Source organism: Antarcticibacterium arcticum (genome assembly GCF_007993795.1).
Lineage (GTDB): Bacteria > Bacteroidota > Bacteroidia > Flavobacteriales > Flavobacteriaceae > Gillisia > Gillisia arctica.
The window spans coordinates 2,412,425-2,433,033 of record NZ_CP042476.1; the positions used below are offsets into that span (position 1 = coordinate 2,412,425).

The following is a 20,609-nucleotide window of genomic DNA, read 5'->3' on the forward strand; positions in this document are numbered from 1 at the left end:
ACGTATGCAGCAGATATTTAATTTTCTTATCCGCAATAAGAATAACATCCTATTCCTGTTGCTGCTGGTCCTTTCTTTGTTTTTAACCGTCCAGTCCCACTCTTTTCATAAAAGCAAATTCATAAGTTCTGCCAATGTGATCACGGGCGGGATATATAACTGGGCCAATAATATTCAAACTTACTTTTATCTTGATGAATATAACCAGCGGCTACTGGAAGAAAACAAACAGTTGCGCAGTCTTCTGGCCAATACCCGCGACACCACGGCTTTGACTTCAAACCTGGATTCCATTTCCCTCGATGGAGTTTATAATTTCATGACAGCCAAAGTGATCAATAACAATTATTCCAAGATCAATAATTACCTTACCCTGGATATAGGGGAGAATTCCGGAATAAAAAAAGAATTTGGGGTTATTACCAGTCAGGGTATAGTGGGGATAGTTGATCATGTAAACAGGCGGCACGCAAGGGTTATTTCAATCTTGAACAGCAATTCCCAAATTAATGCCCAGCTTAAAAAAACTAATCATTTTGGATCCCTGGTATGGGATGGGAAAGATCCAAACATCGTACAGTTAATTGATGTACCACGGCAGGCACCGGTAAAGGTGGGGGACACCATAATTACCGGGGGACGCTCCCTTATTTTTCCGCAGGGAATCCCCATTGGCAATGTGGTAAGGTTCACCCTGGACCAGAATGAAAGCTATTACACCGTTTATGTGAAACTGTTTAATGATATGACAAATATTGGTCACGTGTATGTGATTGAGAACGAGGATAAAGAAGAAATACAAGCCCTGGAGACAATCAATGACTAATACAATAATCATAAATACGCTTAGGTTTATTCTCCTTGTTTTATTGCAGGTACTGTTGCTTAATAATATAAATTTCCTGGGATATATTAATCCCTACCTGTATGTAGTGTTTCTGGTAATGTATCCTTTTAACACCCCGCAATCATTATTTCTCCTGGTATCATTTCTCTTGGGTATAACAATTGATACTTTTGAAGACAGCGGGGGATAAATGCTGCTGCGTGCGTGCTTATAGCATACATAAGGCCCGCCATATTAAGGTTTTCCTTTGGTGTGAGTTATGATTACCAAACGGTGAAGCTCTCCAACACGGCTTATGGAGCCCGCGTGGGATACGTTGTATTCATAGTTTTTATACATCATTTTGCACTATTTACATTGGAAATGTTTGATTTTTCCCATATATTTTTAATCTTGAAAAAAACATTATTCTCAGGAATATTCACCACCTTACTTGTATTGATTAGCCTGAGCTTATTTAAACCCAAACGCCGTTGAGAAGACTGCTTCTTTATATTATAATTCTCACAACCGGAATGATCTTCCTGGGCAGGTTATTCTATTTGCAGATTTTAGATGATTCCTTCGTAGCAAGATCTGAAGATAATGCGGTGAAGGTGGTTTATGACTATCCGCAGCGTGGGTATATATTTGACCGAAACGGAAAGCTTCTCGTTTCAAACCAGCCTTCCTATGATGTGATGGCGATACCTCGTAATGTAAAGGCATTTGATACGGCTGAATTTAGCCGGATGCTGAATATCTCTCCTGAAGAAATTGCCCGCAGGCTGGATAAGGCTAAAATATATTCGCCACGACTTCCATCGATCATTGTCCCGCAGTTGACAAAATCTGAATATGCCTATTTTCAGGAAAAAATGAGGAATTATAATGGGTTTTATATTCAGAAAAGATCCTTAAGAGACTACCAAACACAGAATGGCTCTAACGTTCTTGGTTATATTGCTGAAGTAAACAAAAAGACCATTGAAGATAACCCGTATTATATTTCAGGAGATCTTATAGGGAAACAGGGAATTGAAGGTTATTATGAAGAATTGCTTCGGGGCGTAAAAGGTGTAAAGTACATTCAAAAAGACAGGTTTAACCGTGATATTGGCGCATTTAAGGACGGTATATTTGACACCCTTCCAAAAAAAGGGAAAGACCTTACCATTACAATAGATGCCGAGCTACAGGCTTACGGGGAACTTTTAATGGAAAATAAATGGGGAGGTATTGTTGCCCTGGAGCCATCCTCAGGTGAGATCCTCTCGCTGGTAACCGCACCCTCCTATGACCCGGCATTACTCGTGGGAAGAAAACGCTCCCAGAATTTTACGGAACTTTATTATGATACTATAGCAAGGCCATTATATGACCGCGGCTTACAGGCCGAGTATCCTCCGGGCTCCCCATTTAAGACCATCAATGCCTTAATTGCACTTCAGGAAGGGGTAGTTACCACTCATGACCGTTTCTACTGCAGTGGAGGTTACGTTTTTGGGCGAGGCCGTAAAATGGGGTGTCACCCGCATGCAAGTCCGCTGGATATGATACCGGGTATTGCTCAATCATGTAATGCATATTTTGCCAACGTATACAGAAGGATTATTGAAAAATTCCCAACGCCCCAGGAAGGGGTTAATGTATGGTCAAACCACTTAAAAAGTTTTGGCCTTGGTAATTACCTGGGATCTGATCTTTCTACCGGGCGCCCTGGAAAGATCCCCGATGCCGATTACTATAATAAAATTTACAATTACCCCACCTATAAATGGTTTTCTACCGCTACAATATCAAATGCCATTGGACAGGGAGAGGTTTTAATGACGCCTATTCAGCTGGCAAATATGACAGCGACCATAGCCAATAAAGGGTGGTTTTACACTCCACATATATTAAAGGAAATAGATGGAACTCCTATAAAGGATAAAGAATTTACCGTGAAAAAGATCACAACGGTTGAACCACGGCATTTTGAACCTGTAATTGAAGGAATGCACCAGGTTTATAAAGCGGGAACTGCCTCCACGCTTGGCGTAAAAGGAATAGAGATTGCGGGAAAAACCGGTACTGCAGAGAATTTTACGCGAATTGGCGGGAAAAGGGTACAGCTTACAGACCACTCGATTTTTATTGCCTTTGCACCAGTTGAAGATCCTAAGATAGCCATTGCGGTATTTGTGGAGAATGGCTATTGGGGTGGACGTTATGCCGGAAGGATCGCCGGACTTATGATAGAAAAATATTTAAAAGGAAGTATTACCAGAACCGATATGGAAAAATGGATCCTGGAACACAGCCTTGAAAGTGAATATATGAAACCGTACAGCGGGGAATCCTTTAGAATTAACCAATAATGTCTAAAAGCACGGTTAATTTTGATTGGATTACAATATTGATATACATCCTGATGGTCTTATTTGGATGGGTAAATATATATTCCGCATCCCTTGGCGATAACCCATCCTCTATTTTTGAGTTTAGCCAGGTATACGGAAAACAGGCCGTTTGGGTTCTTTTTAGTTTTCTGCTCATCATAATTACCCTGGCAATTGAATCCAGATTCTACCAGAGATTTTCCAGTGTTATTTATGCAATTGCTTTACTTTCCCTGGCAGGATTATTTGTTTTTGGAAAAACGATAGCAGGGCAAACCGCCTGGTATGATTTCGGCGGAATAAGGATTCAGCCGGCTGAATTTGTAAAGGTGGCAACAGCACTGGCCCTAGCCAAATATGCCAGTGGGATACACATTAACCTGAAGCTCTTTAATCACCAGCTCATTGCTTTCCTCATCATTGCATTACCAATTCTTTTGATTTTAATGCAGCCCGACCCTGGCAGCGCTATGATCTATTTCGCATTTATTTTTCCTCTTTATCGGGAAGGTCTGCATATAGGTTATATACTCCTGGGAATATTTGCAGCGCTATTATTTGTTACTACGCTGGTATTTGGCGCAACGTATATAAGTATAGCGGTAGGGATCATTTGTTTCATTCTATTTATTAAATACCGAAGAAAACGCCTGGCATTTCTTAAATATTTGACCCTTGCAGTAGTGGCAATAGGGTTTTCCCTTTCAGTATCCTATGTATTTGAAAACGTTCTAAAGCAACACCATCGTGACAGGTTTAACATTGTTCTGGGCCAGGAAGTAGATTCAAAGGGTATTGGTTATAACACCAACCAGAGTGAAATCGCTATAGGTAGTGGGGGGTGGTTTGGAAAAGGATGGACAGAGGGTACTCAAACAAAGGGACAATTTGTTCCTGAACAGCATACAGATTATATTTTTAGTACCGTAGGAGAGGAATGGGGCTTCTTTGGCACTTCTTTGGTGGTAATCCTTTTTATATTGCTCCTTCTTAGACTCCTTTATCTTTCAGAAAGGCAAAAATCCACATTTAACCGGGTTTACGGGTACAGTCTGGTGGGGGTGATCTTTCTCCACTTTATGATCAACATTGGTATGGTGATAGGTATTTTTCCAACGGTAGGAATACCCTTGCCCTTTTTTAGTTACGGGGGTTCCGGTCTATGGAGTTTTACCTTAATGCTCTTTATCTTTATTAAACTGGACGCAGAGAGAATGTCCAACTGGTAAGCATCAGGCGACGTTTAAGCGCACCGGTCTGCAATCAATAAAAGTGCGGCTACGCAGAGGATGATTACGGGATAAATGTATTTTCTGTTCATAATAACGTGTTATCTTCAAATTCACATGCAGGTTTTGATGTGGCTATTTAAACTTTCCCAGTAAACTCTTTTGATATCTATTAAACCAATACATAAAAAAAACGCTTCAGAAGCAATTGCTCCTGAAGCGCATTAGTTTTAAAAACCTCTTTATTTCCTGATATCGGCAAGTTTGGTTTTCTTTATATTGTTCACATTTATATCGTTCAATACATTTATAGCCTCTTCTATATAAACATCACTGCTCAAATTCTTATGCCATCGAACTCTTTTTTCCTTTAAAGTAGTATCCTTTTGAGTCAACTCCAGTTCGTAAGGAAGGGAGTTATAAGTAAGGTTTGAGGAATACTTGGAAATTTGATTGAATTTCTTTGCCTCTTCCTGAGATTTAGTGCGTTGCTGGTTATAAGCCTCATATTGTAAAGGATAGATCTCCTCCCCCTTTGGTTTTTAACCCAAAGTGCGTTTTCATCAATAAGGCTTAATTGTGCGCTTGCAGCCATCCTTTCTTTACTCTTGGCAATTACATCCTCATAATCTATATACCCATCCCATATCTTATATTTCGCAGGTTTGATCTGATCCCAGGGCAACGGATTCTCATAATCCTTCTCCCCTATATCTATATAGCTGTACCTGTCTGGAACCACCACATCACTCTTCACACCTTCAAGCTGGGTAGAACCGCCGTTTATACGGTAGAACTTTTGAGTGGTCAATTTAAGTGCTCCCAGGTCCCCATATTCATTACTTCTTACCGTTTGATTAAGATCAATTACGTTTTGAACAGTACCTTTTCCATAGGTTTGCTCACTTCCAATAATGATAGCCCTTTTATAATCCTGCATTGCAGCCGCAAGGATCTCTGAAGCTGAAGCAGAAAGTTCATTTACCAGAATAACCAAAGGGCCATCCCACAAAATACTCGGATCCTTATCTTCAAGAATCTCCTGTCCCGCTCCTTTTGATTTTACCTGAACTATTGGCCCTTTTTCGATAAAAAGACCTGCAATATCTACAACGGTTTTAAGGGATCCCCCACCGTTATTTCTAAGGTCCAGCACAAGGCCTTCCATTCCTTCTTTCTTCAGGCGAATGATCTCTTCAGTAACATCAGATGCCGCATTGCGCTCTGAGTAATCTTCCATATTAAAATAGAACTTGGGAAGGTTTATCAATCCAAAAACTCTTCCGTTCTTTTCTACTTTTGCCGATTTGGCGTAGGTTTCTTCCAGTTCTACCACATCCCTGGTTAGGGTGATATCCTCTATATTTCCAAGAAGCTTTTTCCTTACTGTAAGAGTAACCTTAGAGTCTTTTGGCCCTTTTATAAGATTAACAGCATCATCCAGACGCATTCCAACAATGCTCACTCCCGATTCTTCATTTTCCTGTTTTACTTTTAAGATAACATCGCCTTCAGCAAGTTGATCGCTCATCCACGCGGGTCCACCGGATATCACTTCCATAATGGTAACATTATCACCTTTCTTCTGAAGTCTGGCGCCAATTCCTTCCAATTTACCGGACATTGCAATATCAAACCTGTCCTTATCTGTTGGGGCAAAATAAAAGGTATGCGGGTCAAATTCCTCAACAATAGCATTTATATAGACACTGAAGTAGTCCTTTCTTTCCAGCTCTTCGCTAAAATCAAAGTATTCATCCATAGAGGCCAGTGTAGTTTCCCTTGCTTCTTTTTCCAGCTGCGCATCAGATTTCATCTCCTTTTTAACCTCGGCAACTTCTGTTTGGGTTTCTTTCTCAGCATCCTCAAGGTTGTTCTCAATATCTTCAAAGGAGTAGTCTTCCGCAGAAGCCACTTTACCTGTTTCCTGTTCCTGCTTTTTATCGTAATAATTTCCAAGGGTGGTGAATTTCAACTGTTTTCTCCAGCGCTCTTTTAATTCAGCCCGGGAGGTAACATAATCGATCTCATCATAATTGGTGTTTATATCTTCCTGTTCAGAAAAGTCAAAAGGTTCGGCCAGGATCTCTTTGTAGATCTCCCTAACTTCTTTCATCCTTAATTGTAATCTCTCATGGGTTAGATTAAAGAAGGTAAGTTCTTTATTCTTTATCTGGTCATCTATCTTATCTTCAAAAGCGGCAAATTCTGCTATATCCTCTTTGTAGAAGAAGCGCTTTAAAGGGTCTATCGCACCTAAATAATCCTTGTAAACTTCCCTGGAAAAACTATCATCTACTGTTTTCGCATCAAAATGCCCGCGTTCCAGTACATAGGTAATTAGATCTATTAAGAGTTTATCCTTATTTGGGTCGTTGAAAGTTTTGGTGGTAAAGCTACACGAGGCCACTGCCATAAGCAGAACCAGGATCAAAATTTTGGAATTCCTTTTCATAAGCCGGATTAATTTCATCAATTAAGTATTCAATAAATTACATAAAAAACTGTGCCAAGACTAAGGAAACACAATTATAAATTGTAAAGCGTCTAATATAAGCTTTACTTTGGAAATTATTAATTTAGCAACTCTTAAAATTTTCTACATGCCTGCCAAAAAACCCCTTATATTAGTTACCAATGATGATGGAATTACAGCCCCGGGTATAAGGGCTCTTATTGAAGTTATGAAAGAGCTGGGTGAGGTGATTGTCGTGGCGCCGGACAAACCACAAAGCGCCATGGGACACGCCATTACCATAAGCGACACCCTTTTTTGTGACCCGGTTGTGATTAAAGAATCTTATAAGCACAAAGAATATCAATGTTCCGGTACTCCGGCAGATTGTGTAAAAATTGCCACACAGGAGATCCTGCACCGCAAACCAGACCTTTGTGTAAGCGGTATAAACCACGGTTCCAATTCCTCCATAAATGTTATTTATTCGGGTACTATGAGTGCTGCGGTTGAAGCGGGTATTGAAGGAATCCCTGCTATTGGGTTTTCATTGCTGGATTATTCCCTAACTGCCAATTTTGAACACTGTAAAAAGTTTGTGAAGATGATCACTCAAAATGTGATCAAAAATGGCTTGCCCGATGGGGTAGTGCTCAATGTTAATTTGCCTAAACTCAAAGAATCTGAGATCAAGGGAATTAAAATTTGCAGGCAGGCAAAAGCTTCCTGGGAAGAGGAATTTGACAAGAGGCAAAATCCGCAGGGAAGGTACTATTACTGGCTTACAGGAAAATTTGTAAATAAGGACAATGGGGAAGATACAGATGAATGGGCGCTGGAAAACGGGTACGTTTCTGTAGTGCCGGTTCAATTTGACCTTACCGCACATCATTTTATTCAGAATTTAAACAGCTGGGACCTGAATGATTAAAAGGAATGTTTTTATTGGGTTTATCACCGGCCTTTCTGCCAATGTGGCCGGCATCATTTTATATATCCTTCTTTTTTCAGACCGGGGCCTTGATGCTACCATAAAAGATGCCCTTGTAAATGATTATTTGGGAAAGGTAATAGCCCTTGGCGCCGCACTTAACTTCCTTCCCTTTTTTGTATTTTTAAAGAAAAATCTAATCTACCACGCCAGAGGGGTTTTACTGGCTACCGTAGTTACGGCAGTTGTTATAGCAATAACAAAAATTATTTAGGCAGCCTATGAAATATTATCTCATCGCAGGAGAAGCATCGGGAGACCTTCACGCTTCCAATCTTATGAAGGCTCTTAAAAAGCAGGATCCTGCGGCCCAATTCAGGTTTTGGGGTGGAGACCTTATGCAGGAACAGGGCGGGACTATGGTAAAACATTACCGCGAACTTGCTTTTATGGGATTTATTGAGGTGATCTATAACCTGCGTACCATCCTTAAAAATATAGAGCTGTGCAAGGAAGATATTGAAACCTACCAACCCGATATTCTTATTTTTATAGATTACCCCGGCTTTAACCTAAGGATCGCCAAATGGGCAAAACAAAAGGGTTTTCCTACGCACTTTTATATTTCCCCGCAAATATGGGCCTGGAAGGAAAACAGGATCGCAGCCATTAAGCGGGATATAGACCATATGTATGTGATCCTTCCTTTTGAAAAGGATTTTTACGAAAAAAAGCATGGATACAGTGTGCATTTTGTTGGACATCCGCTTCTGGATGCCATAGCCCAAAAAGAACTGGTGGATGCTCCTTCCTTTAAAGCTGAGTTTGGATTGGATGACCGACCAATAATTGCCGTGCTGCCCGGCAGCCGGAAACAGGAAATTTCCAAAATGCTGAAAACCATGCTCAGTATTACTGAAGATTTCAGGGAATACCAGTTTGTAATTGCCGGTGCCCCCAGCCAGGACCCCGAATTTTATGCTCCTTTTATTCAGAAGAAAAATGTGCGTCTTGTTATGAACCGCACTTATGATGTTTTAAGCCTGTCCACCGCTGCCCTGGTAACATCAGGCACCGCCACGCTGGAGACCGCGCTATTTAAAGTCCCGGAAGTAGTTTGTTATAAAGGAAGCAATATTTCATATCAAATTGCAAAACGAATTATAAATTTGGACTATATTTCGCTCGTGAATCTTATAATGGAAAAAGAAGTAGTTAAGGAACTTATCCAGAAAGATTTCAATACTAAAACACTTAGGAAAGAATTAAAAAAGATCCTGGAACCTCACCACCGGGATACAATATTTAATGGTTATTACGAGTTAGAAAAGAAACTTGGCGGGCAGGGTGCCAGTGAAAAGACCGCCAAACTAATTTTGGAAACAATAAAAAACTAATTTTTAATGAAGAACATCGTTTATCGAATTGCCGGGATGTTATTATTTGCATTGATCCTAACCTCTTGCGGATCTTCCCGAAAAACCACTGCTGCAGAAAATGTGATCTCTCCTGAAAAAACTGCCACGCAAAAACCCATAAAGGCAGGACCCCCACAAATTCTTATCAATACAGCACCGGCAGATGCCGAACCCGAAGATAGACGCGTTTACAACATCACTTCCTTTGCCCGTGACCACGAAGGCACTCCCTATAAATTTGGAGGCACTACCCGCTCAGGGATGGATTGTTCGGGACTGGTGTACACATCATTTTTACAGGAAAATATTCCTCTTCCCCGCTCATCCAGAGACATGGCCCTTAAAGGGGACAGGCTTTCGCTCGAAGAAGTGAATATAGGAGACCTGCTGTTTTTTGAGACCAACAAGAACAAAAAAGTAATAAATCACGTAGGTTTAGTAGTAGAAATACAACCGGGTCATATCTTTTTTATACATTCCTCTACTTCCCGGGGGTGATCATTTCTTCCTTGGCAGATAACTACTGGTGGGATCATTTTGTGATGGCCCGCAGATTGATCTAAATATTTTGTTATCTTGATTGGTCTAACAATCAAGGGGTTAAATTGCTCAATTTTACAGTTATTAAATTATCCCTCAGCTTAATACTGGGGATAATCCTGGGTTTCTATTTTAAACTTCCGGCCACTGTGCTTTGGCCATGGGGAGCGCTTATCTTTTTGCTCTTTATTATAAGCTATATAAGGTCAAAGAAACTTTTCTTACAGGATGGCCTCTTTGGGGTAATTGTAATTTTAAGTTTTATATTCATTGGTATTTTTTCAGTCTCCCTGCGACTGCCGCAAAATATTCCTCTCCATTATGTTAATCATCTTTATGTCCAAAGTGCAAAGCCGGGCATACTTATAGGGGAAGTGGTAGAAATTTTAAAACCGGGCGCATATCAGGATAAATATATTGTAAGGGCGCGAGACCTCAATGGGGAACCGGTTTCCGGAAAAATCCTGTTAAATATCTCCCGGGATTCCTTGCCGCAACACTATAAAATTGGGGACAGGATCGCCATAGGCTCCACGATCACGAACATAAACACCCCCTTAAATCCTTATCAGTTCAATTACAGGCAGTATATGGAAAACCTGGGGGTTTACCGGCAGGTGAATGCAAGTGGAAATGAAGTGATCTTTCTTAAAAAAGAAGGCCGGAACATTCGGGCCCTCGCAGGGAATTTAAGAGATCAAATTATCTCCGGCCTGCGGGAAAAAGATTTTAAACAGGAAGAACTGGCAATTATCCAGGCACTGTTACTCGGCCAGCGACAGGAAATATCCCAGGAGATCTATAGCAATTACGCTGCCGCAGGGGTAATTCACATCCTCGCAGTTTCTGGCCTGCATGTAGGTATTATTTTAATCATTCTGCACAGGTTATTTAAACCCTTGGAACGCCTCCAGTATGGCCGATTTTTAAAAACACTTTTACTCCTGGTTCTGTTATGGGGTTTTGCAATTATGGCCGGGCTTTCCCCATCTGTTGTAAGAGCGGTAAGTATGTTTTCCTTTGTTGCAATAGGAATGCAACTGCAGAGACGCACAAGCGTTTTAAACACTCTTTTTATGTCGCTTCTGGTGCTTTTGCTAATCAATCCCTTTTACATCTTACAGGTAGGGTTTCAGCTTAGTTATGCCGCAGTTTTCAGTATTGTGTTAATTCAACCTCACCTATATGGCCTGTATAAGGGAAACTCCCGAATAATTAAATATTTCTGGGGAATCCTTAGCGTAACCATTGCTGCACAAATTGGGGTCTTACCTCTTAGTTTATTCTATTTTCATCAATTCCCCGGACTCTTTTTTATTTCCAATTTGGTGATCCTTCCATTTCTGGGGATCATCCTGGGCCTGGGGATCCTTGTGATGCTGTTATCTTTATTTGAGCTTCTGCCGGAAATTCTGGCAGAAGGTTTTGGCTATATTATTTCCAGCCTCAACAATTTTGTAAGCTGGGCCGCCTCCCGGGAAGAATTCATTTTCGAAAATATTGGGTTCTCTCTTGTGCTGTGTCTCACCGCATACCTGATCGTAATAGGGTTCATTCTTCTGCTGAAGGATTTCAGGTATAGGAATATGATGTATTTCCTTTTGGCGATCATAGTATTTCAGGCTTCTCTTTTTTACGAGCGTTTTCGCGATGAGGGAAAAGAAACCCTGGTGTTTCATAAGAGCCGAAATACGGTAATTGCTTTTAAAGAAGGACGCAGCCTGAAACTCACGCATGACCTGGAAGAACCTCCCCTATCCTACAGCTTTATAAAAGATTATGTAACCGGGCAGAATATTAGCAGCATACAGCAATACCCATCCGGGGATATATTCCAAACCGAAGGGAAGATCTTGCTTCGAATAGATAGTTCAGGAGTTGCCGAAATTCCCGGGTTGCAACCAGATCTTTTACTGCTTACAAATTCTCCCCGCATTAATTTAGAGAGGGTTTTGCAACAAAGTAAACCAAAGATGATCATCGCCGATGGCAGCAACTATCCTTCTGTATTAGCACGATGGAAAGCCACAGCCTTAAAGAAAAAAATCCCTTTTCATGCGACTGCTGAAAAGGGAGCTTTTATAATTAATTCATCAGGAGTTGCACCTGAAAATAATTAACACTTAATCTTTAAAAGTGCCTTTAAAATTCTTTTCATATTTCTGCCAGGCTTCTGTAGAAGTAAGGGTTTTGTAATCATCTTTTGCGATCATCTTTAAATAGATCTCCAGTTGCTTAGGGGTCCTGTAACCCATAATGGGAGCGATGACATTAGATTGTTCATCAAAGAATACAAGGCTTGGGTAACCTGTGATCTTCAGGGCATTTGCAAAGAAATGCTGACTATTACGTCCTTTGCGGGCAGGGTCAAAGTTAGGATTGGTATACTTAAAATCCTTATAGGTTATTTCCTCTGTTCCTTCGGCATTGAATTTTACGGCATAAAAATGTGTATTTATATAATTGATCACATCCTTATTGGTAAACGTATTCTTATCAAGCAATTTACAGGGCCCGCACCAGGTAGTATATGCGTCCATAAATATCTTCTTTGGCTTTTTCTTTTGCGCCTCCAAAGCTTCGTTCATGCTCATCCATTTTATTTCCTGGGCCTGCGAGACCTGGAAAGACAGTAACAAAATAAGAGAGGTAATTATTAATTTCATATGTTCAATTTTTTCAGAGATCGTGATTAAAGACCGCTTATAGCCTTAAACCACTATCACTTTTATCGTTCCAAAATGCCTGTTCCAAATACCATTCCGATTAACAAATTCTTCAAAATTAATAAAGCTTTTTTATTTTTTGAAAAAATAACCTAATGAATTCCATGCATTAACCTTCTTAACAGTGGCCTCATTAAAATTATGAGCACTCCGGCCCCTGCAGGGATAAAGAAGAAAAGCATAAAGAAAAATGACAGGGAATGTTCTTCGGTAATAGAATCTATCATTCCACCGGTAGTTCCTGCAAGTTTATTTCCTATTGCAATTGCCAGGTACCAGATCCCGAACATAAACGCGATCATCCTTCCGGGCACCAGTTTACTAAGGTAAGAGAGTCCTACCGGTGAGAGACATAGCTCTCCCAGAGTATGAAAGAGATAGGCAAAAACCAGCCAGATCATACTTACGGCAGCAACTTTGGCCCCCGTTGGGATACCCGATGCACCATAGGCAAGGGATAAAAACCCTGCTCCCAAGAGGATAAGACCCATCCCGTATTTCACAGCAACCGAGGGATTGTACTTACTCTCCCATAATTTGGAAAATAAAGGGGCAAAGATTATAATAAACAAGGAGTTCAAAACGCTGAACCACGAAGCAGGCACTTCAGGATTTTCCTGTAAATACTGGTTATAAAGCATAAACCCTACAATTACCCAAACTATCACGAAACTTATTCCCAGGAAAATATTCGATAAGGCGTAATTTTTAAAGGTTTGCTGAAACAATTTATGTAACACCCAGGTAATTATAGCCAGAGGAATAATGGTAATAAGAGTGTTTACTACCCTAAAGATATTGGCAGAGTTACCAGCGAGAACCCTGTCTGTATAATCTGCAGCAAAAATTGTCATGGAACCTCCCGCCTGTTCAAATGCTGCCCAAAAGAACACTGTAAAGAATGCAAAAATGGAGATCGCGATCATTTTATCGCGCACCACCTCCGAATATCTCAGGATACGGGTTACCAGTAAGAATATAAAAAGGATAAGTGCAAAGAGGATCATAAAATTTGATCCGTCCATTCCTGCAACACTAAAGTCCAGGATATTGGTATTTCCAATTTTGGACATTGGATCGTTTATGATCCAAACCAAACCTATAACTGAACTCACTACAATAAGGATCTTATCTATAACCGTAAAAGGGTTAAGCTTGTCATTTTTATCTTCGAATACAACTTCCTTATTTTCCTTTAAGGGCTTCTTTCCAACCTCGCCAAATATATTCTGGGCAAAATAGAACTGAAGCATTCCAAAAAACATAAAGATACCGGCGAGACCAAAGCCCCAGTGCCAGCCTATTTGTTCTCCTACATACCCGCAAAGAAGGATCCCTAAAAATGCACCTGCGTTTACCCCCATATAAAATATGGTGTAAGCTCCATCCTTTTTCTCAGGATGGTTCACATACAGGTGAGAGATAATTGAAGTCATATTGGGTTTAAAAAATCCATTACCCGCAACCAGGAAAAACAAACCAAGGTACAGCGCAAATGGTGTGTCCAGTGCCATACAGGCATGACCTATGGTCATAATAAATGCTCCCAGAACAACGGCATTCCTGTAACCCATATATCTGTCGGCAATATAACCTCCAAGAATAGGGGTAAGATATACCAGGGAGGTATAAGTACCGTATAATGCCAGTGCCTGCTCCCTTGGCCAGGCCCAACCTTCATCAAATAAAGACGAAGTAAGGAAAAGTACAAGGAGCGCACGCATTCCATAGTAGGAGAAACGCTCCCACATTTCGGTAAAAAACAGAACGAATAACCCTGCCGGGTGTCCTATTACATTCGATTTGAAGAAATCGTTGTTAGTTTCTGCGGTTGCGGCCATCTTTCTCAACAATTAAATCTTCATCACCAAGTTCAAATTTTTCCTGCTGTGGCAATTCTCTTTCATTATCCTCTGCCCCATGCGTAAGTCTCTTTAAAGGCTTCAGCATAAGCAATACAATTCCTGCAAAAGTCACCGTGAAAATGGTGATCCCAAGAAAGATCGCGATATCTCCCGCTTCTGAAGCAAAGGCTCCAAGGGTTCCTGCCACCTTGTTTCCAAGGCCTGTAGCTGCAAAATAAACTCCCATCATTAATGAAGCATATTTAACCGGCGAAAGTTTTGTAATGAAAGAAAGCGCTACCGGTGATGAGCATAATTCCCCTATAGTATGTAATAGGTAGGCAAGTACCAGCCAGTACATAGCAGAAGCTCCCTGAGCTTCAAACTCCATAGCTGCAAACACCATGAATACAAACCCAAGACCCATAATAATAACCCCGGTTGCCATTTTAAAAATGGAAGAAGCCTCTTTATTTTTCAATTTTCTCTTAGCCCAGAAATTGGCTACCAAAACTCCGAATATTATAATAAACATTGCATTTAGTGACTGGAACCAGGAGGCAGGAACTTCAGCTCCTATTCCAAACGGAAGATTGAAAGGGATCATCCTGTCCGTTTTTTCCATCGCATAGATGTTCATAAGGCCACCGGCCTGTTCAAATGCCCCCCAGAATACGATCACCAGGATAAAGGAAAGCAACATTACCACATACCTGTCTTTCATCACCTGGCTGGTAAGATCTTTGTACACCATCATCATCATTGCTACAACAAGGGTTAGGAAAATAAAGAGCAATCCATATGCAATACCCATTGCGTACATTCCCCAAAGAGAACCGGCAAATAGTATTACTGTAATGACAAGTTGTTTTGGAGACCTGAACAGATCTGTGAAAAGACTGCCTAAGGAGGCTCCTTCATCACGTTCTACTTTTGAAAGCAGGTTTCCTACATTTGTAAGATATTTTTGACCCCACAGGTACACCATTAATCCAAAAGCCATGGCGATTCCGGCAAGTCCAAACCCGTAATGCCAGCCATATACTTCCCCTACGGTTCCAACTATAATACTGGAAAGGAAAGCTCCCAGGTTTATCCCTATGTAAAAAATGGTAAAACCTTTATCTCTTCTTATATCACCTTCGCGGTATAATCCTCCCACCATGGTGGAAATGTTAGGCTTTAATAGACCCACCCCGGCTATAATTAATCCCAAACCGGAATAAAAAGCCCACATTTCTTCTACTGCCAGGATACCATGGCCTATTACCAAAATTATCCCTCCAATAAGAACTGCCTTTTTCTGCCCGAAGACCTTATCTGCAAGGATCCCTCCGGGAATGGAAACAACATACACAAGCATGGTGTACCATCCATATAGCACCAGGGCTTCAGCTGAAGTCCAGCCAAGTCCGGCATTACCTTCAGTAGTCGCGCTCACAAGGTAAAGCACAAGGATGGCGCGCATACCATAGTAGGAAAAACGTTCCCACATTTCAGTAAAGAATAAAATAAATAATCCTACGGGATGCCCGAATAATTCTTTTTGATCAACGGGGGGTGCAGTATTTGCCATTTATTAAAAGTTGTTAGGGTTTGTTATTATAGTTTTTCTTTGATAAAATTGGTCATTTTGGTATAAAGGTGCAATCTGGTATTCCCGCCATAAATGCCATGGTTCTTATCTGGATAGATAGCCCAGTCAAATTGTTTATTTGCCTGTACCAGCGCTTCAATAAGCCTCATTGTGTTTTGAACGTGAACATTATCATCTGCGCTGCCGTGAACAAGTAGAAAATCACCTTTTAATTTATCTACGTGATTAATAGGCGAATTTTCGTCATAACCAGTGGGGTTTTCCTGCGGAGTGGTCATATATCTTTCCGTATAAATGGTATCATAGAACCTCCAGCTGGTTACCGGCGCTACTGAAATTGCCATAGAGAAAACATCATTCCCTTTCATTATGGCATTGGCTGCCATGAAACCGCCGTAACTCCAACCCCAAATTCCTATTCTGGATTCATCAATATAATCATAGGAACCTAGAAGTTTTGCAGCGTCTATTTGATCTTCCAATTCATATTTTCCAAGTTCATTCTGGGTCACCTTTTTAAATTCTGCCCCTTTATAACCAGTTCCGCGACCATCAACCGTCGCAACTATGTAGCCTTCATTTGCCAGTAACTGGTACCAGTAATCATTGCTCCCAAAATAAGAGTTGGAAACAGATTGTGACCCGGGCCCGGAATACTGGAACATTAATAAGGGATACTTTTTATTTTCATCAAAATCTACCGGTTTTATCATCCACATATTTAAATCGTTCCCGTTCACTTTGATAGTAGTGAGAACTTTTGGCGCGAAATTGTAGGCCTGTGATTTTTTAACCAACTCCTGATTGTCCTTTATTTTGCGAACCAGCTTTCCGGTTTTGGCATCATGCAAGGTAAACTCGTAAGGGGTGGTGGTATTGGTGAAGCTATTGATGAAGTAGGTAAAATCTGCGCTAAAATCGGCACTGTTCATACCTGTTTTTTGCGTGAGGCGTTTTTTAGAATTTCCGTTTGGTTTAATGGAGTAAACATCACGGTTTACACTGCCATTTTCTGTACTTTGATAAAAAATTGTATTGGATTTAGGATCAAACCCATAATAATTGGTCACTTCCCAATTCCCTTTGGTAACCTGGTTCTTTAATTTTCCGGATTTGTCATAATGATAAATGTGATTATTCCCATCCTGCTCGCTGGTCCAGATAAAACTGTTATTCTTTAAAAATGTGAGGTTATCTGTAACATCTACATAAGCCTTGTCTTTTTCGTTCAAAATAAGCTTTACCTCATTATTGGCCGAATTTACAAAGAACAGGTCAAGATTATTTTGATGGCGGTTAAGCACCTGAACACTTAAAAGGTTGGGATCACTTGTCCATTTAATTCGGGGAATGTAAAAATCCTCATAATCTCCAAGGTTCACCTCATTGGTGGACTTTTCATTTAAATGATATAGATGCAGGGAAACTTCAGCGTTCTTTTCCCCGGCTTTTGGATATTTAAAAGTTGAGGCGCCGGGGTATAGATCTGCTCCATACATATCCATTGAAAATTCAGGCACGTCAACTTCATCAAATCTCAAGAAAGCCAGATGATCTCCACTTGCATTCCAGTCGAAAGCACGCACAAATGAGAATTCCTCCTCATACACCCAATCTGTCACCCCGTTGATGATCTCATTCTTTTTCCCATCTGTGGTAACCTGGATCTCCTCGCCGGAAGAAAGGTCTTTTATATAGATGTTATTCTCAAATACATATGCCATCCTGGAAGCATCAGGAGAAAAAGTAGGCTCCTGGATCATATTTTGGCTTACTTTGGTAAGGGTTCCCGTGGCTACATCATATACAAAATAGATCCCGCGGGAAGACCTGCGAAAGATCTGTTCCACCTGGGAACCCAACAGGATCTTATTTTCATTGTCACTTAACTTGTAGCCCTGGAATCTTGAGATTTCCTCAAGATTGGCACTGTTTAGCAAACTTCTTTTCTTTTCACCTGTTTTATAATCATATACATCTATGCTGCTGGATCCCGCCCGGCGGTCCTGGTTTAGAATGATATATTCTGTTCCATTGTTCATGGAACGAAGGGATTCCATTCTTTGCTGGCTAAAGGTGCCATTATAGATCTCTTCAAGTGTAATCTTCTTGTCCTGGGCAAAAACCGCTGCAGTTCCTACCCAAAAAAGGATAAGTACAGTTTTGAATAACTTCATAAAATGTAGAAAATAATTTTGTAGGCCAAGTTTACTAAAAAATCGGCAAAAAACGGCGTTTTTGAGTGTTAAATCCTAACATTTTGTTAAAGCTTTTTTGGCTCAAGTTGAGTTAAATGGGATTTTCTCCCTTAATACCTTCTTTGCGTATGGGAATAACAGCGTTAATTGTATCTTTGAACTCTTAAAATTCCCCAGAATGATCACACCTGTAAGCGGTTTTTCCAAATTGAGCAAAGAAGAAAAAATAGCCTGGTTGTCAAACACCTACCTTAAAAATTCTCCTCAAAGCGAAGCAGTTTTACGCCAGTACTGGCATCCAGATTCCGGCTTGCAGCAATTGCACGAGGAGTTTACAGAGAATACGCTAAGCAATTTTTATTTACCCTTTGGAATAGCTCCAAACTTTGAGATCAATGGGAAATTATTTGCCATTCCTATGGCAATTGAAGAAAGTTCGGTGATAGCAGCGGCAAGCAAGGCCGCAAAATTCTGGAAGACCCGGGGCGGTTTCAAGGCAACCGTGATCAATACTACCAAAATAGGACAGGTTCATTTTATATTTAAAGGGAATGACAGCCTTTTACAGGAATTTTTTGCTGAAATAAAGCCACAATTGCTGGAAGGTGTTTCGGGTATAACCCGAAATATGGAAAAACGCGGTGGCGGGGTGTTGGATATAGAATTGCGTAACAGGACCCATCTTATGGAAGGCTACTATCAGCTTCACTGTAAATTTGAGACCAAAGATTCCATGGGAGCCAATTTTATAAACTCCTGTCTTGAAAAATTTGCTGAGATATTTAAGGATTCAGCCTCGCATAATGAGAAGTTTTCGGACAGTGGTACCGAACCGGAAGTGATCATGAGCATACTTTCCAATTTTGTTCCGGAATGTATCGTACGGGCAGAAGTTTCCTGTCCTGTGAAGGACCTTGAAGACGAGAAAAACCGTGACGCCACACTCTTTGCCAATAAATTTTTAACCGCCCTTAAAATTGCTGAAATTGAGCCTTATCGTGCAGTAACCCATAATAAAGGGATCATGAACGGGATAGATGCTGTGGTGCTTGCCACAGGAAACGATTTCAGGGCGGTAGAAGCCGGGATCCATGCCTACGCTTCAAAGGACGGGAGATATACCAGCCTAACTCATGCAAGTGTAGAGGATGGGATCTTTAAGTTCTGGATGGAAATTCCCCTTGCGGTGGGTACCGTGGGAGGCCTTACCAATCTTCACCCGCTTGTAAAGGTGGCCCTGGAGATACTTCAGAAACCTTCAGCAAGGGAATTAATGGAAATAATAGCGGTGGCAGGCCTTGCCCAAAACTTTGCGGCTATAAAATCCCTGGTTACCACAGGAATCCAACAGGGACATATGAAAATGCATTTGATGAATATTTTGAATCAGTACAATGCAACTCCTGAAGAAAAGAAGGAGCTTATCCACTATTTCAAGAAACATACAGTTACCCACAGCAGCGTAGAAGACCAATTAGAGAAAATAAGAAGATGACCGGGAAATTTTACAGCCATGGGAAGTTATTGATCACCGGCGAATATGTGGTTCTGGATGGGGCAATGGCGCTGGCGATACCTTCAAGATTTGGTCAATCTCTGGAAATTGAAGCGAACCATGATAATAAAATTCACTGGACCGCTCTGGACCACAAGGGAAATGAATGGTTTAAAACCTCGCTGATCTTAAAGGGCGGCGAACTAATATTTGCTGAAGGGAACACACATCCCACAGAACCGGAAAGCAGATTGCTGCAGGTGCTTACTGAAGCTCTTAAATTGAATTCTGAAGTACTAAATTCCCAATCGGGGTTGAATGTCACAACAAAGCTGGAGTTTCCGCAAAACTGGGGCCTTGGAAGTTCTTCTACCTTTATAAATAATGTTGCACAATGGTTCAGGATAGATCCCTATGAATTGCTGAAAAACACTTTTGGAGGCAGCGGTTATGATATTGCGGCAGCCCAAAATGAAGAGCCCATCACATTTCAGTTAACAAAAGAAAAGCAAAGCGTACTTATCTCAAATTTTGATCCTTCTTTTAAGGATCAATTATTTTTTGTCCACCTAAACCGAAAGCAGAACAGCCGGGCATCAATAGCCCATTATAAGGCACAGTCTACCGCAAGAGTTAATGATACCGTAGCCCGGATCTCAGCCTTAACTGATAGTTTTATTAGCTGCAACAATATTGAAGAGTTCGCATTGCTTATTGAAATTCACGAAACACTTATCTCTAAATTGATCAATACCCCAAAAGTCAAATCCACCCAATTCCCCGATTTTCCCGGGGCTATTAAAAGCCTGGGCGGCTGGGGCGGGGATTTTATTTTGGCGACGGGAGGACAGGATGAAATGGATTATTTCCGGGAGAAAGGTTATACTACCATTGTTTCCTATGAGGAAATGGTGAAAAATAAAACCCCACAGGTTTAAATAAAAAGACCTCACAAGTTTTGAAAAG

At 40.8% G+C, this 20,609-nt stretch carries 14 protein-coding genes and 2 pseudogenes; 11 read left to right on the forward strand and 5 right to left on the reverse strand.

Going from position 1 to position 20,609, the window contains the following annotated elements; genetic code table 11:
* The first annotated feature begins 4 nt into the window (after nt 1-4).
* The 4 genes and pseudogenes from mreC (at nt 5) to rodA (ending at nt 4,439) form a co-directional block, all read left to right on the forward strand.
* Nucleotides 5-826 carry a rod shape-determining protein MreC gene (mreC, locus tag FK178_RS10850; RefSeq protein WP_146834804.1) on the forward strand — a complete coding sequence of 274 codons (822 nt, stop codon included), beginning with the start codon at nt 5-7 and terminating at the stop codon, nt 824-826.
* Nucleotides 819-1,324: pseudogene (locus FK178_RS10855) on the forward strand (rod shape-determining protein MreD). The gene mreC and the pseudogene FK178_RS10855 overlap by 8 nt, the downstream one beginning before the upstream one ends.
* Entirely contained in the window at nt 1,321-3,189 is a 1,869-nt protein-coding gene (gene mrdA, locus FK178_RS10860) for a penicillin-binding protein 2 (RefSeq protein ID WP_146834807.1), read from the forward strand. The pseudogene FK178_RS10855 and the gene mrdA overlap by 4 nt, the downstream one beginning before the upstream one ends.
* Nucleotides 3,189-4,439: a rod shape-determining protein RodA gene (rodA, locus tag FK178_RS10865; protein ID WP_146834810.1), complete on the forward strand. Its 1,251-nt coding sequence runs from the start codon at nt 3,189-3,191 to the stop codon at nt 4,437-4,439. The genes mrdA and rodA overlap by 1 nt, the downstream gene beginning before the upstream one ends.
* A gap of 242 nt (nt 4,440-4,681) precedes the next feature.
* On the opposite strand, the pseudogene FK178_RS10870 reads toward rodA, so the two are convergent.
* Nucleotides 4,682-6,894 (reverse strand): annotated as a pseudogene (locus tag FK178_RS10870) (carboxy terminal-processing peptidase).
* A 148-nt stretch (nt 6,895-7,042) separates the two neighbouring features.
* On the opposite strand from FK178_RS10870, the gene surE reads away from it, so the two are divergent.
* From surE to FK178_RS10895, 5 genes are all read left to right on the forward strand, one after another.
* Nucleotides 7,043-7,825, forward strand: a complete 783-nt coding sequence (gene surE, locus FK178_RS10875; RefSeq protein ID WP_146834813.1) for a 5'/3'-nucleotidase SurE — start codon at nt 7,043-7,045, stop codon at nt 7,823-7,825.
* The gene (locus FK178_RS10880; RefSeq protein ID WP_146834816.1) at nt 7,818-8,099 is read left to right on the forward strand and encodes a hypothetical protein; all 282 of its coding nucleotides are present in this window, start codon (nt 7,818-7,820) and stop codon (nt 8,097-8,099) included. Before surE ends, FK178_RS10880 begins: the two co-directional genes overlap by 8 nt.
* Nucleotides 8,100-8,106: 7 nt before the next feature.
* The gene (gene lpxB / locus FK178_RS10885; protein WP_146834819.1) at nt 8,107-9,222 is read left to right on the forward strand and encodes a lipid-A-disaccharide synthase; all 1,116 of its coding nucleotides are present in this window, start codon (nt 8,107-8,109) and stop codon (nt 9,220-9,222) included.
* Between the two features lie 6 nt (nt 9,223-9,228).
* Nucleotides 9,229-9,741 (forward strand): C40 family peptidase, encoded by a 513-nt coding sequence (locus tag FK178_RS10890; protein WP_240793820.1) that lies wholly within the window; start codon nt 9,229-9,231, stop codon nt 9,739-9,741.
* Nucleotides 9,742-9,932: 191 nt separating this feature from the next.
* Nucleotides 9,933-11,903, forward strand: coding sequence for a ComEC/Rec2 family competence protein (locus FK178_RS10895; RefSeq protein ID WP_146834822.1), 1,971 nt, complete (start codon nt 9,933-9,935; stop codon nt 11,901-11,903).
* Nucleotides 11,904-11,906: 3 nt separating this feature from the next.
* Here the strand turns inward: FK178_RS10895 and FK178_RS10900 are convergent, their stop codons facing one another.
* The 4 genes from FK178_RS10900 to FK178_RS10915 form a co-directional block, all read right to left on the reverse strand.
* Nucleotides 11,907-12,449, reverse strand: a complete 543-nt coding sequence (locus FK178_RS10900) for a thioredoxin family protein (protein ID WP_146834825.1) — start codon at nt 12,447-12,449, stop codon at nt 11,907-11,909.
* Nucleotides 12,450-12,601: 152 nt separating this feature from the next.
* Nucleotides 12,602-14,350 (reverse strand): peptide MFS transporter, encoded by a 1,749-nt coding sequence (locus FK178_RS10905; protein WP_146834828.1) that lies wholly within the window; start codon nt 14,348-14,350, stop codon nt 12,602-12,604.
* Nucleotides 14,328-15,929 (reverse strand): peptide MFS transporter, encoded by a 1,602-nt coding sequence (locus FK178_RS10910; protein WP_146834831.1) that lies wholly within the window; start codon nt 15,927-15,929, stop codon nt 14,328-14,330. Before FK178_RS10910 ends, FK178_RS10905 begins: the two co-directional genes overlap by 23 nt.
* Before the next feature lie 26 nt (nt 15,930-15,955).
* Nucleotides 15,956-18,127 carry a S9 family peptidase gene (locus tag FK178_RS10915; RefSeq protein ID WP_146834833.1) on the reverse strand — a complete coding sequence of 724 codons (2,172 nt, stop codon included), beginning with the start codon at nt 18,125-18,127 and terminating at the stop codon, nt 15,956-15,958.
* A 199-nt stretch (nt 18,128-18,326) separates the two neighbouring features.
* Between FK178_RS10915 and FK178_RS10920 the strand changes: the two genes are divergently transcribed.
* A complete protein-coding gene (locus tag FK178_RS10920; protein WP_146834836.1) occupies nt 18,327-19,643 on the forward strand; it encodes a hydroxymethylglutaryl-CoA reductase, degradative in 1,317 nt (438 codons plus the stop codon).
* Nucleotides 19,640-20,581 (forward strand): GYDIA family GHMP kinase, encoded by a 942-nt coding sequence (locus FK178_RS10925; protein WP_146834839.1) that lies wholly within the window; start codon nt 19,640-19,642, stop codon nt 20,579-20,581. The genes FK178_RS10920 and FK178_RS10925 overlap by 4 nt, the downstream gene beginning before the upstream one ends.
* Nucleotides 20,582-20,609 lie beyond the last annotated feature (28 nt).

Bases quoted from the DNA above. Each gene is read 5' to 3' on its own strand.
- FK178_RS10890 (WP_240793820.1), top strand. From the start codon at position 9,229: ATGAAGAACATCGTTTATCGAATTGCCGGGATGTTATTATTTGCATTG.
- FK178_RS10925 (WP_146834839.1), top strand. From the start codon at position 19,640: ATGACCGGGAAATTTTACAGCCATGGGAAGTTATTGATCACCGGCGAA.
- FK178_RS10915 (WP_146834833.1), bottom strand. From the start codon at position 18,127: ATGAAGTTATTCAAAACTGTACTTATCCTTTTTTGGGTAGGAACTGCA.
- FK178_RS10900 (WP_146834825.1), bottom strand. From the start codon at position 12,449: ATGAAATTAATAATTACCTCTCTTATTTTGTTACTGTCTTTCCAGGTC.
- rodA (WP_146834810.1), top strand. From the start codon at position 3,189: ATGTCTAAAAGCACGGTTAATTTTGATTGGATTACAATATTGATATAC.
- lpxB (WP_146834819.1), top strand. From the start codon at position 8,107: ATGAAATATTATCTCATCGCAGGAGAAGCATCGGGAGACCTTCACGCT.
- FK178_RS10910 (WP_146834831.1), bottom strand. From the start codon at position 15,929: ATGGCAAATACTGCACCCCCCGTTGATCAAAAAGAATTATTCGGGCAT.
- FK178_RS10905 (WP_146834828.1), bottom strand. From the start codon at position 14,350: ATGGCCGCAACCGCAGAAACTAACAACGATTTCTTCAAATCGAATGTA.
- surE (WP_146834813.1), top strand. From the start codon at position 7,043: ATGCCTGCCAAAAAACCCCTTATATTAGTTACCAATGATGATGGAATT.
- FK178_RS10880 (WP_146834816.1), top strand. From the start codon at position 7,818: ATGATTAAAAGGAATGTTTTTATTGGGTTTATCACCGGCCTTTCTGCC.
- FK178_RS10920 (WP_146834836.1), top strand. From the start codon at position 18,327: ATGATCACACCTGTAAGCGGTTTTTCCAAATTGAGCAAAGAAGAAAAA.
- mreC (WP_146834804.1), top strand. From the start codon at position 5: ATGCAGCAGATATTTAATTTTCTTATCCGCAATAAGAATAACATCCTA.